The organism is Pseudoalteromonas sp. S2755 (assembly GCF_005886535.1).
Lineage (GTDB): Bacteria > Pseudomonadota > Gammaproteobacteria > Enterobacterales > Alteromonadaceae > Pseudoalteromonas.
On record NZ_PNDS01000054.1, the window covers coordinates 38,131 to 48,965 of the forward strand.

A 10,835-nucleotide genomic window follows, 5' to 3' on the forward strand; every position below is an offset into this window, starting at 1 on the left:
TGCTCTCCTACCAAGGTTTTAGTCCAAGCGCTATTCGCTGCTTGTTCCATTTGGCTACTAAACTCGTAGCCTCTCGTTTGTCACTGGCGTCAGGCTTATCTTTGCCCTTGTACCACGCCAATTGCAGTGCGGTGGCGGTAATAATGTCCATGTTTGTGCATGCTTTATTTACCAATCACACCCAGAAGTTTCATAGTCGTGAGCATAAATACCTTTATCTAGTACTATTTGACCTTTCATTGCATAGACGTTGAATAGCGCTTTTTCGAAGTTATATAAGCGTCCAATCGATAATTGATTTTTTGGATTATCCCCAGAAATACGTATGCCTAAAATTTCATAATTTCCGGTTTCTTCGCATTTAGATAGGTGCAGGTCGTATTCACATTCAGACGAAGATTTATCTGCTTCTTTATCGATGTACACCTTGAGAGATGAAAATGAGTTACCTGATGACCATGATGGTTCTTCAATAATTAGTGTTATTTCGCCTTCGTACTCTTCGTCAGTACTTTTTATTACTCGTTCCAAAAACCATGAAAGAGTCACAGTTTCAGGAAGCTCACTTGTTATTTCTGCTAGTTCCTGTTCTAACAAAGTAGAGAGGCGTTCGTCATAGAACTTTTGAGCCGCTGCTTTTAGTCGATTAGCTACAAAATTGTGGTAAGTCGGTAAGTCATCTAAATCTTTTAGACAGGGCATAATAGCGTTGGTAAATTGCTTTTTTATCTCCTTACCAAACTCACTGTAGCTTCTAAATACATCCTTAGCGGTGTCTTCAATTAGGTTATCCACTTGAGTTGCGATTGCTTTTTCAAGTGCTCCCGCCTGAATTCTCTCGCTCAGTACGTTCGTTAGCATCTGTTGAGCTGAGACTTCAGCGCTATTCATTGATGGAGTAAACTCTTGTGTTTCTTGCGTCATTGTATTGTTCCTTAAAAGTTAAAAGAGGTGTGCCCTTGTGGGGGCACGTCTCTGGTGCTACATGGAGAAATAGTTACCGCTTTTTACTCTGCTAACCTGTGCAGCAGCGTAGATATAAATCCTGTTCTTGAGGTTGGTGTTGGTTGTGCTTCTATTTGCTCTTGTTCGGAGTATTGATCGCACAACATTTGTATTTGTTCGTTAACCTCATTTAGCTCTTTAAGTGCTTCTGCTTTATCGATATGGATGTTCTTGTTGAGCAGTGTTTTGGTCTTGCTTACACCAGAAAAGTCTGGGTCTAGATACACCATTACCCCTACCATTTGCATCGTCGGATACGTGTTAATGCACACATGCACCCGCGGGTGAGGTGTTATGCCTAATGTTATCAATTGTAAAATGGCGCGTTTAATTTCTGTTTCCATGCTGTACAATCCTTAGTTGCTAAAAGCATTAGCTTTAGTTATTTGGAATACATAATGTAATCTATCTTGTAATAAGATTACGATCGTGATTGCAATTAGTCAATTATTTGGTTATTTTATTTCTCGTTGTAATCATTGTTGATTGCACTGTGTATGCGTTTTGATGTGAATTACATTGGAGTTATGCATGAAATTTTACGGTTTAAAAAATAAATCTCTGACCAGGGAGTTGAGTACTAATATGGCCTTAAAGGTTACTGGGGGTACAAATGGTGGAGGAATAGAGCCACCTGCGCATAAAGCTGCTGAAGAGGGTGCTACTAAAAAAAGCACTATAGCCATAAAAGGATAAATAAATGTTTTCGTCTTTCCAGCTAGAATTGCATGAACTTTCTAAGCACGTTATTTTGGCTTATCTATTCCTTTGGGGATTATATGTAGTACTTTATCGAAGAATTGATAGCATTAGTTTGACATTAACTTTCGCGCTATTTGCGTCGTTAGTTATGCACACCTTGACCCCTTATCTCTATTCGATTGCTAGTAATGGAGGTAACACGATAGGTATTGCTTTATGGTATTTAACCTTTTGTTTTATCAACATCATTCTTATTTTTTCGGTAAGAAAAGCCCATGGGATTTTCAAGTTGAAAATGGATAAACTGGCTGTGGCGATACCAGCGTGTTTTTTGGTAGCAACGTTTATTCAGTTGGGAAGACTTTTCGACAGACTGTTATTTAATACCGGTTTCATAGCAGACTTGTATGTTTATGGAATCCAAATTGTTAACCTTTTGTTGATAGTTGTATTTGCATTGTGTATATTCCGTGGAAAGCATATCACTTAACAGTGTATAAGGGAGGTTATATGGATCTGTTTAGTGTTGTAGTGATTTTAATGGGATTACTTACATTACTACTTTCAGTTAACGAATTTCGTTTACTGGTTTTACAACAAAAAATTAGCTCTCAACAACCTGACTTCACAAATGTCCTTAATATCGAAGTGTACTTGGCTACCAAATCATTAGGTATTACAACTAAGCTTGTTCAACATAGCACCTTGGCTCAGCAGGCCATTTTATTGAGACATCGAGATGAGCTAATTGAGCGGAGAGGTTCGTAATTTCTGCCTAGATTTTACCCTCTATAAGTAGAAAGGAAGTAATTCTGAATGAAAGCTAATTGGGCCAGAGCAGCCAGTGCGCTCATGCGAATTAAAGGTGTAAAACAGAAGGATCTCGTGTCGCTTTTTGGTGTAAAAACTCAAGGTGGTGTTAGTCACTACTTTAATGGTAGATACAGTATAACGGACGAACAATTAAGAAAATTAGCTATATTTTTGGGAGTAGATGAAAATTATTTCACTATCGTTAATTTATCTGATACTTCTTCTGTTTTAGACACAGATATTTTGGAAGAGTCACTTCTTATTCTGTCCAGATTTGCAGGTATAGACGACGAACAAAAGAAGCTGTTTTTCTCTATTTTTAATCAGTTAACAGGTGAGCGTCTTGTAGAAGTTTATGGTTCTTTACTTCAAGCGAAGGTACAGAAAGAAGAACTGCTGTTGGCTACAGCTGTTAAACTTACAACGCCATTGCAAAGTAACAGTTAAGCTATCTGTTACTTTGCGCTTTTAACCTATCAGATGCATCTTGGATCACTTTATCCCTTTGAAGATTTGCCTCAAGTAACACATCGTAAACCTCTGAGATTCTATCTAACCCAAGGCTTTCTAAAGTTTCAAAAAAAGTCACAATCTTGGTGTCGGGTAGTTTATCAATTCTAACAAGTGTCTGTAATGTATCAACTAAAGTCTGCACATGGAGTTTACCATAGCTAACTTCTTCATTAAGTAGCTTACTTACTGGCACCCCTAATCTATTAGCTAACTTTGATAGTTGCTCAGATGAAATACTATTCCTACCACTAAAGTAGTGACTCACAGCACTAGTACTATTAACGTTAAAAACTTCAAGCAAATCTTTTTGATAAACCTTTTGTTCTTTCATCAATTCATTGGCAACAGAAACCCAGTTTGGCGTGCTCATAAAAACTCTTTTTGTTCAAAAGGGGTGAAAGAATAGTACATGTAAAGTCGTGTGTATTCAATCTTGTAGATATGAAGTGATCTTATAAATGATCTTGGGAAGTTGACTTACAAGAATTAGTGTATAATATACATTTTAAGTTACATAATGTGTATTTCATTGTTGTATCATTGGGGGCTTATGAAACTACTTAATTGGATTGTGGACGAAAAGCATTACGAGATGCTCAGTATAAAGTTAGGTAAATCGGTCCACACAGTCAGGAGTTACGCTTATGGTCACAGACGTGTACCTGAAAATGTAGGTTTAGAAATTACAAACATAACTAGTGGGGCTGTTACTCAAGTTGATCTTGATGATGCATATATCGAATTCCAAAACCGTAGCACACAGTTCTCCTTATGCTACAAACGCGGATTGCGTTTGTTCCAACCTGTTTGCTCTGTAAGCACTTCAGCAAGCGTTAGCGAAAAAAAGGCTTTTATTGAATGCATTGCTCAAGAGCTAGGTGTAGCAGAGGGTTGTAATCATCCTACAGGCTGATTACCTATATAAAACCCACATAGAAGCATGTAATTCCGTTATTCGGTGATTTCGGCCCCAAGTATATCGAGCAGTGCTTCTGTTTTCATCGAAGCGACTTGAGCTTGAGGAAGCTTATGTTTTTGCACGATGTAGTGCTGGATGGCTTCAAACCATCCGTCAAGGCGATAGCTAGCGTAGTCGTCCTGTTCTACTAGTTTTTTGCCGAACATATAAAGGCTGAACTCAGCGGCGGCACGAGCTTTAAGTGAATTGGGGTTTGGTTGGGAGTTTGTACGATTAGGGTGTGAGTATTGAGTCATTAAACAATTCCTTTTTGTTGATGTCCTTTACGTATTAAGCATAGCAGAGAGATTCGGATTTTTGTAAACGGTTAAGTTAATGAAATTGGAGGAGTGATGACAGATTTTGCAAGCCATGTGATTGACCAACTTAATTTAAAAGATAGTGGAGCAAATAGCGTTGGAACAATCACTTATATAAGTGATGGTCAACAAGTAACAACGGCTTTAATGCAATATGAACTCGACTTTATTTTTAAGAAAAGACAAGAGATTAAAAATGCGCTGCAGAGCTTTGAGGCAAAAGCGGCACTGTGCAAAAGCCAAGCTGAATTGCTTGGCAATGTTGAGCGCACTATTGAGCCAACTAGCTGTCGCGACTAAATAGTTTTGATGCAAAGTTAGGTGCTTTGAATGATTCTTGTTCCTTATTAATGAGGAACACTTCGTCGTTATCTTGCCTAAGCACGTGCTGTGCGTTTGATGGAGATAGCATGAATTTGTGATTAATTGCATCGAGTCCTTTTTCGGTTATTGAGTAGTTTAATAAGACTGTTGGAATTGAAGTGAAGTCCAAAGAGGCATGTTTAAGACAAATGTAGTTTTCCTGATGAAGCCATTCAAGGGTGGGCTCAAGCACGTTTATAGCAGTATCGACAGCATGATCAAATGAGTATTTGCTGAATGCCGTCCAAAACTTAGAGTTGTTGTTTATGTATACATCGAGAGGAAACTGCTCTGCTGCATGGTGGAGAATAAATGTAGAAAATGCGGTAAATGCATATTCATGGTCTTCTTTTTGGATATTTTGCATGTGGTTCATGGTTAGTCCTTTTCGTTTGTTGATGTTGTTTGTTCGCACTTGCAGATTAGCAGACGTAAGGGGTTTTTTAAATGCACATGTTAGCCGGTTTACTAAATGAGATGAGGGTTGCAAGTGGCTGTTAGCAATAAAGAAATTGTAGTGATAGATACCGAAACACTAGATACATCGCCAAGTGCGGTGGTGTTAACTGTGTCTGCTGTGCGGGTATCTTTGGATACTGGTTTGAGCCTGCCTGTTAATGACGGTGTGCTCAATGAGGTTGGTGAAAACATTCTGCATGTTATGCCAAATGTGACTGAGCAGCTGCTTAGTGGGCGGACGACATCAGCCGGGACTATTGCTTGGTGGAATGGCCAGAGCAATCAAGCAAAACAAAGTGTTTTAAGTGGTAGCACTATGTTACTTGCAGATGCGCTGGCTTTACTTACGGCATTTATTGGAGACGCCCAAGTGTTTTGCCGTGGTACTGATTTTGATCCGCCTATTCTTGCGAGTTTATATAAAAGCGCGGGTTTAAAAGCGCCATGGAAGTATAACCAGGTTCGCGACGTTAGAACGTTTATTGATGCGCTCAGTGGTGGCACTAAGGGCTACCTAGAAAATTGGGAGCAGCCTAGTTGGTTGGTGCCTCATCACTCTTTACACGATTGCATTAGAGATGCAATGCAGATGGTGGAAGTGAGTAAGGGGCAATGTGTAACTGTACCAATGGATTAAGTAATTGATACATATAGGAGGAAGGGGTATGCACCCTAATAATTTTACGGTTACGGCTGTTACAGATGAGGGCGAAACGGTGACGGCGCCATTGGTCTGTGTGGATTTTAGCTCTTTAAACCATGAAACGGAGTTGGTGAAAGTGGATATGCCGGATAAAAGCATCCGGTGGGTTGCTTGGGAAACAGTGAGAGTTAAGGGCCAAATTCCATTTGAGGACGAGGCGCAATTAAAGTTGATGGGTACGCAAATTGCGCTGCTTGAAAGTAAACGTGCAGCGCATTTGAAGCGTTTGGGCATTGTGGGTGTTTAGAGATTTAGGTTTACAGGCTGAGCGTCTCGTTTGAATTTTAAATTATACCCTAGTCTCTGTAGGCCAGCTTCGGTAAGCACAATGCAGGCGCTGTCTACTTTGCTTTGACGAACAAAGCTCTCTTCAAAGAAAAAGTTTACTACTTCTTTAAGAGTGTTTCTTTCGTGGTCTTCGATTTGTTGGCTTGGTTCAGTTTGGTGCACGTTTTCGTAACTTGGGTGTATACCGTTAGGAAATTTATCAACGAGAAGTTTTGAAAGTGGTTTTGCATGTTTTTTAAATAGTTCGTCAAATTGTGGCATGAGTATTCCTCCGTGTTGCGGAGTTTTAATAGTAGTCAATATTTTCGATTGAGGAGAAAGCGATGTTTGAAAATTTATATGAGCGTTACCCAGGGCATATGCCGGGTAAAAACAAGCCGCAGGCGACACCGCCTGTAAGTAAAGAAGAAAAGCCTACCCCAAAGGGGTAGGCCGACAAACAAAAACCCGCAATCTGAACTTTGGCGAGCCGGATTTGCGGGTTTAAGTATGACGGAGGTTAGTATGACATGTTTGGTTGATTTAGCAACAGGAGTGGCGTGATGAGCATGGAGCTTATGGTTCTGGCAATGAAAACTCACGTTGGAAGCCATGCAAGAAAGTTAGTGTTGATTAAGCTTGCTGATAATGCCTGTGATAAAGGAGAGTGTTGGCCGTCTTATCAGCATATTGCTGATCAATGTGAGATGTCTAAACGTTCTGCTATGCGCCACATTGATAAGTTAGTAGAAGATGGGCTCATTAGAAAAGAAGTGCGAAAAGGTGGGATAAAGGGAAATAGGTCTAATGTGTACTTTTTGGAAAGAGAAATGCTATTAAGTAGTATGATCCAGCCAACTACCCCTAGTGACAAATTGTCACTAGGGGTAGTGTCAGAAAGTCACCCCCCTAGTGACACCGTGACACCACCCCCTAGTGACATTGTGTCACCCAGAACCAGTCACTCTTTAGATCCAGTCAAAGAACCAATAAAAAATAAATCAAAAAATTTGGATTTTTCTGTTTGGCCTGAAATGCCCTCGAACCAAACATTGAACGATTGGCTGGCAATGCGAAAGCGGATGAAGGCGGATGTAACTCAAACTGTGATCAACAGGCTGGCGCCTCAATTGACGATTGCGTTTAACAAAGGGGTGAGCGTTGATGACTGTTTGGGCGAGTGCGTAGTACGAAATTGGCGTGGGTTTGAATTTGATTGGCTGAGTGACGAGATTAAGGCTCGGGGTTTAGGGCGTTTGCGGGCGAATCAGCGTCGTTCATCTGACTTTGAGCTGTCGGGCCAAATTACTAATCACTCGAGTCGCAAGGATGTGAGCTTGGCTTTGCAGGCAGGAATGCCATTTAAGGCGTTACCAGAGCGGCATCAAAACGACTTAATTGGTGAGTGGCGAGCAGGGCGTTTACGGATTGAGTTGGTTTCGTTGCTTGAGAAGCAAAATGTTTTGCTGTGAGGCCGTTATGGGTAATTATCGTTTTGACCAAATCACTTTTAAAAATGCACTTAAGACAATTTTAGGTGCGAAATACAACGCTGCTGCGGCTCAAGCTAATGCTGAAAAAGCACGTGTACTTGCTGAGGTTGGCGGTGAACCAAGTTTGCGTGATAAAAACCGAGCAGCTGCAGCTGGTAATCGTGTTATGGCTGAGTGGGCTAAGAATGCTGGGGTGCTTAGTGTGTCTGACTGGATTAAGAGCCAACGCTAATGATTGAAGCCGGTAACATTCTTAAATGTGCGCGTAAGCAGTCTGGTTTAAAGCAAGTGGATGCTGCTATTGCTTATGGTGTGTCTGAGCGAACGTATCAAAGATGGGAGAACAATGAGATCCAACCTAAGTTTGTGGACGTGGTTGGGCTAATTGAGGGAGTGTTTAAAGTTGAGTTTAGGGATTTGGTTGGATAGTTGCAAAACTACTATTGAAATAGATAGAATGCGCAAGTTATCACTTATTGTTATATATTTTAACTGTACTAATTTTGTACTTAGCATGCCGATAATGGATTAATAATGTTTAAAGAGTCTGAATTTAAAGCGGCTGCAATTGACTGGTTAATTGCAAGAGGAGAGCTTTGCAAAGATGCTGTGTTGATAAATGAGTTACCAGTTGATGATTTTAGTCGCAGAGCTGATTTAGTAGTTGCTAATGGTAAATTACAAGCGTTTGAAATAAAAAGTGATGCCGATAGTTTGACTAGACTGGAAGGGCAGATACAAACGTATCTGACTTTTTTTGATAAAGTGACTTTGATTTGCTCTCCTAAGTTTACCGAAAAAGCAAAGCAAATATTGCCACCCAGAGTGGAAGTTGTTGAACTTAATTTTGCTGATGCTTGCACACCTAAGATAAAAATTAGAAGGCGAGGTAAAATTGACCGTATTAACACTGCAAGCCGATTCTTATCGTTTGTTGATAAGCGCGAATTAGTAAGAGCTTTAAGAAATAGGGGGATTGCATGTTCTCATGCTGACACCCTTCAAGAACTGTATGGAAAGTATAGCAAGTTACCAATTACTTTTTGGCGCTCAGTTGTGCTTGAATATTTGAAGTCTAAATACAAAGTTACGCATGATAACTTTGTTTCTGCCCGTGGTGATTTTACTTCAATTGACGACTTAGATATGTTGAGTCCAAATAAGTTAATTGCTAGTGAAACTTTAGAATGTACAGATGATGCTATTGATCGGTGGGACTTACCTAATGACGAGCAATTGGTAGAGGCTGGTGCAGTTGATGTAACAAAAACCATGAAGCAGTTTGGAATGATCTCTGAAAAGCCTGTTTTTGTGATACCTAGAGTGAAAAAGAGTAAGGCTTGTTAATCTGAATAAGCCATAGTTGACCTGTTAGATTTGACTAATAGCACTTAATCAAATCTAACATTCATATCGATGCACTTGAAGACAATAGAAACGACTAATTGAGGTGTGAAGACATGCAACGCATGGAACCTAATCACGAAACTCAATTCATAGTAAGAATGCTGAGATAGCCGAGCCACTTTTAACCTTCTTGTTAGCTTTCTATATAACGTGAAATAGCTTATTTATTATTAATTTTTTCAGTTTTTGTTGAAATCTCTCTAATTTTATAAAAGTTTACATTGGAATCGCTATCTAATGAAACATAATAATCTTTAGCGTTTTCTTTTTCATCATAATCACCGAATATAACATAATTAAGACCTCCTTTGCGTTGAGATGACTTGAATATAATTCCATCAAACATGCCTTCTTTATAATTACGGATGGTTTCAGATAAAATTTGAAGATCTATATACGTAACATCTGTGGGCCTAACTGGCTTAGAAACAAACTTATGTAATTCATTTAATAAAAACCTCCTCCTTATATCATTGCCACCTTGGGGGTTTTCAAGAATATTAAACTTTCTTATTTCAATTGTTTCTAACAGCGTGAAATCAAAAAAGTTCAATTGTTTAGTAGATACAAACTCTCCAATTGCAATGGTATCACCGACATAAGGACGTAATTCCGCAATAGCAGTTTCATAATCTCCAGCGGTATACAAAAAAGATATTCCTGAAGGGCTCATTCGGTTACTTGCGGATAAGAGTTCTGGAGGTGCTCCTAGCTCTTTTTTAGGATTTTTTCTAAAGATATCTTTTTGAGTATCATCTTTTACTATTCTCCCCCTAAAGAAACTTACTCCTTTATCAATTTTTGTTAGGGCAGAGTTGAAATTTTTATCTTTTTCATCATTTTTATCAATCATTAAAAAGCAATCATTAATTAACCCTTCATAAAATTGAATTGCTTTTTTGTTAGTAAATCGACGGTTATGTTTTACATCATTTGATATTTCATGCCACTCAGTTTTGGATTCTTCTTTATATTTTTCAATGGTTTTATCATCAACAGTCTCTTTATATCGCCCTTCAGCTTTAAAGAATTCTGGTGTTTCATTACATAGCAAATTTGAAATTTTAGTTTTAAATCCCTTATTGTTATATGTAAATCTAGATACTACATCTTCAAGGGGAATTGAATTAGATGTGTTTTTATCAACTAATTTATAGTGGTTCGGTATTTTTCTATTTAATGTATAAATAAAACCTTCTAAAATAAGTCCTTTGGTGCTTTTTTTTGAACATATCACACAGTTTTGTTCTGCATCTTTATAATCCTTATTCCTTGTTTTAAAGTAGAATGCAGTGGAATTACATTTCTTGCAAATAAAACCAATTGATTTGTCTATTTCTTCTTTTTCAAATTCTTTAAAAATTTCTTTTAAATGTAAGTTCATTTTTTCCAAAATAATATTGATGTACAAAAATTAAACCCGGTATCATTGTAATGCTTTTAAGGTTAGCACTTAAGTCACCGGAAATTGCGAGCGTAAAGATTAATATAACCATGAAGGTAAAGGTGATAATTTCTGACTAACGGTATAAATTCATTCTGATACTCGTGAGTGACGTCAAAATCTCTTTATCTAAACTGTAGAGCCAGGTACGAGCAAATACAGTTTAACTAAAAATACCTTTACTATTAAGGTCGTTGTAAAGGTATTGTAAGCTATTATATCATTAGAGATGTTACCACTCGCCTTCCTCTTCCCATGCTTCACCACCATCAAAGTCGCTTAATGGTACACCAATGATGTCTTGCTCTAGAAACTCTATGGTTCTTTCAATGTGTAAGTTAACACGTACAGATATCCATTTGGACTGCACGGCGGGATCACACTTTGT

At 38.6% G+C, this 10,835-nt stretch carries 19 protein-coding genes; 11 read left to right on the forward strand and 8 right to left on the reverse strand.

Going from position 1 to position 10,835, the window contains the following annotated elements; translation table 11 throughout:
- Positions 1-7: 7 nt before the first annotated feature.
- The 3 genes from CWC03_RS23455 to CWC03_RS10765 form a co-directional block, all read right to left on the reverse strand.
- Complete coding sequence (locus tag CWC03_RS23455) at positions 8-151, reverse strand: hypothetical protein (protein ID WP_171040232.1); 144 nt, start codon at positions 149-151, stop codon at positions 8-10.
- Between the two features lie 17 nt (positions 152-168).
- Positions 169-924, reverse strand: a complete 756-nt coding sequence (locus CWC03_RS10760; RefSeq protein WP_138581921.1) for a hypothetical protein — start codon at positions 922-924, stop codon at positions 169-171.
- Positions 925-1,007: 83 nt separating this feature from the next.
- Positions 1,008-1,349 carry a hypothetical protein gene (locus tag CWC03_RS10765; RefSeq protein ID WP_138581922.1) on the reverse strand — a complete coding sequence of 114 codons (342 nt, stop codon included), beginning with the start codon at positions 1,347-1,349 and terminating at the stop codon, positions 1,008-1,010.
- A gap of 187 nt (positions 1,350-1,536) precedes the next feature.
- Between CWC03_RS10765 and CWC03_RS23460 the strand changes: the two genes are divergently transcribed.
- The 3 genes from CWC03_RS23460 (at position 1,537) to CWC03_RS10775 (ending at position 2,967) form a co-directional block, all read left to right on the forward strand.
- Complete coding sequence (locus CWC03_RS23460) at positions 1,537-1,701, forward strand: hypothetical protein (protein WP_171040233.1); 165 nt, start codon at positions 1,537-1,539, stop codon at positions 1,699-1,701.
- Positions 1,702-2,217: 516 nt separating this feature from the next.
- Positions 2,218-2,475, forward strand: coding sequence for a hypothetical protein (locus CWC03_RS10770; protein ID WP_138581923.1), 258 nt, complete (start codon positions 2,218-2,220; stop codon positions 2,473-2,475).
- A gap of 48 nt (positions 2,476-2,523) precedes the next feature.
- Positions 2,524-2,967 carry a helix-turn-helix domain-containing protein gene (locus CWC03_RS10775; RefSeq protein ID WP_138581924.1) on the forward strand — a complete coding sequence of 148 codons (444 nt, stop codon included), beginning with the start codon at positions 2,524-2,526 and terminating at the stop codon, positions 2,965-2,967.
- Position 2,968: 1 nt separating this feature from the next.
- Here CWC03_RS10775 and CWC03_RS10780 read toward each other — a convergent pair whose 3' ends face one another.
- Complete coding sequence (locus CWC03_RS10780; RefSeq protein ID WP_138581925.1) at positions 2,969-3,403, reverse strand: helix-turn-helix domain-containing protein; 435 nt, start codon at positions 3,401-3,403, stop codon at positions 2,969-2,971.
- A gap of 180 nt (positions 3,404-3,583) precedes the next feature.
- On the opposite strand from CWC03_RS10780, the gene CWC03_RS10785 reads away from it, so the two are divergent.
- Positions 3,584-3,946 (forward strand): helix-turn-helix domain-containing protein, encoded by a 363-nt coding sequence (locus CWC03_RS10785; protein ID WP_138581926.1) that lies wholly within the window; start codon positions 3,584-3,586, stop codon positions 3,944-3,946.
- Between the two features lie 38 nt (positions 3,947-3,984).
- Here the strand turns inward: CWC03_RS10785 and CWC03_RS10790 are convergent, their stop codons facing one another.
- Entirely contained in the window at positions 3,985-4,248 is a 264-nt protein-coding gene (locus tag CWC03_RS10790) for a hypothetical protein (RefSeq protein WP_138581927.1), read from the reverse strand.
- 96 nt (positions 4,249-4,344) lie between these two features.
- On the opposite strand from CWC03_RS10790, the gene CWC03_RS10795 reads away from it, so the two are divergent.
- Positions 4,345-4,611: a hypothetical protein gene (locus tag CWC03_RS10795; RefSeq protein ID WP_138581928.1), complete on the forward strand. Its 267-nt coding sequence runs from the start codon at positions 4,345-4,347 to the stop codon at positions 4,609-4,611.
- Here the strand turns inward: CWC03_RS10795 and CWC03_RS10800 are convergent.
- Positions 4,595-5,050 carry a hypothetical protein gene (locus CWC03_RS10800; RefSeq protein ID WP_138581929.1) on the reverse strand — a complete coding sequence of 152 codons (456 nt, stop codon included), beginning with the start codon at positions 5,048-5,050 and terminating at the stop codon, positions 4,595-4,597. The genes CWC03_RS10795 and CWC03_RS10800 overlap by 17 nt on opposite strands.
- Before the next feature lie 114 nt (positions 5,051-5,164).
- Between CWC03_RS10800 and CWC03_RS10805 the strand changes: the two genes are divergently transcribed.
- Together CWC03_RS10805 and CWC03_RS10810 are read left to right on the forward strand one after the other, a co-directional pair.
- Positions 5,165-5,770 carry a 3'-5' exonuclease gene (locus tag CWC03_RS10805; RefSeq protein WP_212748149.1) on the forward strand — a complete coding sequence of 202 codons (606 nt, stop codon included), beginning with the start codon at positions 5,165-5,167 and terminating at the stop codon, positions 5,768-5,770.
- Positions 5,771-5,798: 28 nt separating this feature from the next.
- Entirely contained in the window at positions 5,799-6,083 is a 285-nt protein-coding gene (locus tag CWC03_RS10810; protein ID WP_138581931.1) for a hypothetical protein, read from the forward strand.
- Here CWC03_RS10810 and CWC03_RS10815 read toward each other — a convergent pair.
- On the reverse strand, positions 6,080-6,385 hold the full coding sequence (locus tag CWC03_RS10815) for a hypothetical protein (protein WP_138581932.1): 306 nt from the start codon (positions 6,383-6,385) through the stop codon (positions 6,080-6,082). The genes CWC03_RS10810 and CWC03_RS10815 overlap by 4 nt on opposite strands.
- A 308-nt stretch (positions 6,386-6,693) precedes the next feature.
- On the opposite strand from CWC03_RS10815, the gene CWC03_RS10820 reads away from it, so the two are divergent.
- The 4 genes from CWC03_RS10820 (at position 6,694) to CWC03_RS10835 (ending at position 8,943) form a co-directional block, all read left to right on the forward strand.
- On the forward strand, positions 6,694-7,575 hold the full coding sequence (locus CWC03_RS10820) for a helix-turn-helix domain-containing protein (RefSeq protein ID WP_249314005.1): 882 nt from the start codon (positions 6,694-6,696) through the stop codon (positions 7,573-7,575).
- 7 nt (positions 7,576-7,582) lie between these two features.
- Positions 7,583-7,828 carry a hypothetical protein gene (locus tag CWC03_RS10825; RefSeq protein ID WP_138581934.1) on the forward strand — a complete coding sequence of 82 codons (246 nt, stop codon included), beginning with the start codon at positions 7,583-7,585 and terminating at the stop codon, positions 7,826-7,828.
- Positions 7,828-8,025, forward strand: coding sequence for a helix-turn-helix transcriptional regulator (locus CWC03_RS10830; protein ID WP_138581935.1), 198 nt, complete (start codon positions 7,828-7,830; stop codon positions 8,023-8,025). The genes CWC03_RS10825 and CWC03_RS10830 overlap by 1 nt, the downstream gene beginning before the upstream one ends.
- Positions 8,026-8,130: 105 nt before the next feature.
- Positions 8,131-8,943 carry a sce7726 family protein gene (locus CWC03_RS10835; RefSeq protein WP_138581936.1) on the forward strand — a complete coding sequence of 271 codons (813 nt, stop codon included), beginning with the start codon at positions 8,131-8,133 and terminating at the stop codon, positions 8,941-8,943.
- A 220-nt stretch (positions 8,944-9,163) separates the two neighbouring features.
- On the opposite strand, the gene CWC03_RS10840 is transcribed toward CWC03_RS10835, so the two are convergent.
- A complete protein-coding gene (locus tag CWC03_RS10840) occupies positions 9,164-10,387 on the reverse strand; it encodes an RES family NAD+ phosphorylase (protein ID WP_138581937.1) in 1,224 nt (407 codons plus the stop codon).
- Positions 10,388-10,835: the final 448 nt, after the last annotated feature.

Excerpts from the sequence above, each read along its gene's own strand:
- CWC03_RS23455 (WP_171040232.1), bottom strand. The coding sequence starts at position 151 with ATGGACATTATTACCGCCACCGCACTGCAATTGGCGTGGTACAAGGGC.
- CWC03_RS10760 (WP_138581921.1), bottom strand. The coding sequence starts at position 924 with ATGACGCAAGAAACACAAGAGTTTACTCCATCAATGAATAGCGCTGAA.
- CWC03_RS10765 (WP_138581922.1), bottom strand. The coding sequence starts at position 1,349 with ATGGAAACAGAAATTAAACGCGCCATTTTACAATTGATAACATTAGGC.
- CWC03_RS23460 (WP_171040233.1), top strand. The coding sequence starts at position 1,537 with ATGAAATTTTACGGTTTAAAAAATAAATCTCTGACCAGGGAGTTGAGT.
- CWC03_RS10770 (WP_138581923.1), top strand. The coding sequence starts at position 2,218 with ATGGATCTGTTTAGTGTTGTAGTGATTTTAATGGGATTACTTACATTA.
- CWC03_RS10775 (WP_138581924.1), top strand. The coding sequence starts at position 2,524 with ATGAAAGCTAATTGGGCCAGAGCAGCCAGTGCGCTCATGCGAATTAAA.
- CWC03_RS10780 (WP_138581925.1), bottom strand. The coding sequence starts at position 3,403 with ATGAGCACGCCAAACTGGGTTTCTGTTGCCAATGAATTGATGAAAGAA.
- CWC03_RS10785 (WP_138581926.1), top strand. The coding sequence starts at position 3,584 with ATGAAACTACTTAATTGGATTGTGGACGAAAAGCATTACGAGATGCTC.
- CWC03_RS10790 (WP_138581927.1), bottom strand. The coding sequence starts at position 4,248 with ATGACTCAATACTCACACCCTAATCGTACAAACTCCCAACCAAACCCC.
- CWC03_RS10795 (WP_138581928.1), top strand. The coding sequence starts at position 4,345 with ATGACAGATTTTGCAAGCCATGTGATTGACCAACTTAATTTAAAAGAT.
- CWC03_RS10800 (WP_138581929.1), bottom strand. The coding sequence starts at position 5,050 with ATGAACCACATGCAAAATATCCAAAAAGAAGACCATGAATATGCATTT.
- CWC03_RS10810 (WP_138581931.1), top strand. The coding sequence starts at position 5,799 with ATGCACCCTAATAATTTTACGGTTACGGCTGTTACAGATGAGGGCGAA.
- CWC03_RS10815 (WP_138581932.1), bottom strand. The coding sequence starts at position 6,385 with ATGCCACAATTTGACGAACTATTTAAAAAACATGCAAAACCACTTTCA.
- CWC03_RS10820 (WP_249314005.1), top strand. The coding sequence starts at position 6,694 with ATGAAAACTCACGTTGGAAGCCATGCAAGAAAGTTAGTGTTGATTAAG.
- CWC03_RS10825 (WP_138581934.1), top strand. The coding sequence starts at position 7,583 with ATGGGTAATTATCGTTTTGACCAAATCACTTTTAAAAATGCACTTAAG.
- CWC03_RS10830 (WP_138581935.1), top strand. The coding sequence starts at position 7,828 with ATGATTGAAGCCGGTAACATTCTTAAATGTGCGCGTAAGCAGTCTGGT.
- CWC03_RS10835 (WP_138581936.1), top strand. The coding sequence starts at position 8,131 with ATGTTTAAAGAGTCTGAATTTAAAGCGGCTGCAATTGACTGGTTAATT.
- CWC03_RS10840 (WP_138581937.1), bottom strand. The coding sequence starts at position 10,387 with ATGAACTTACATTTAAAAGAAATTTTTAAAGAATTTGAAAAAGAAGAA.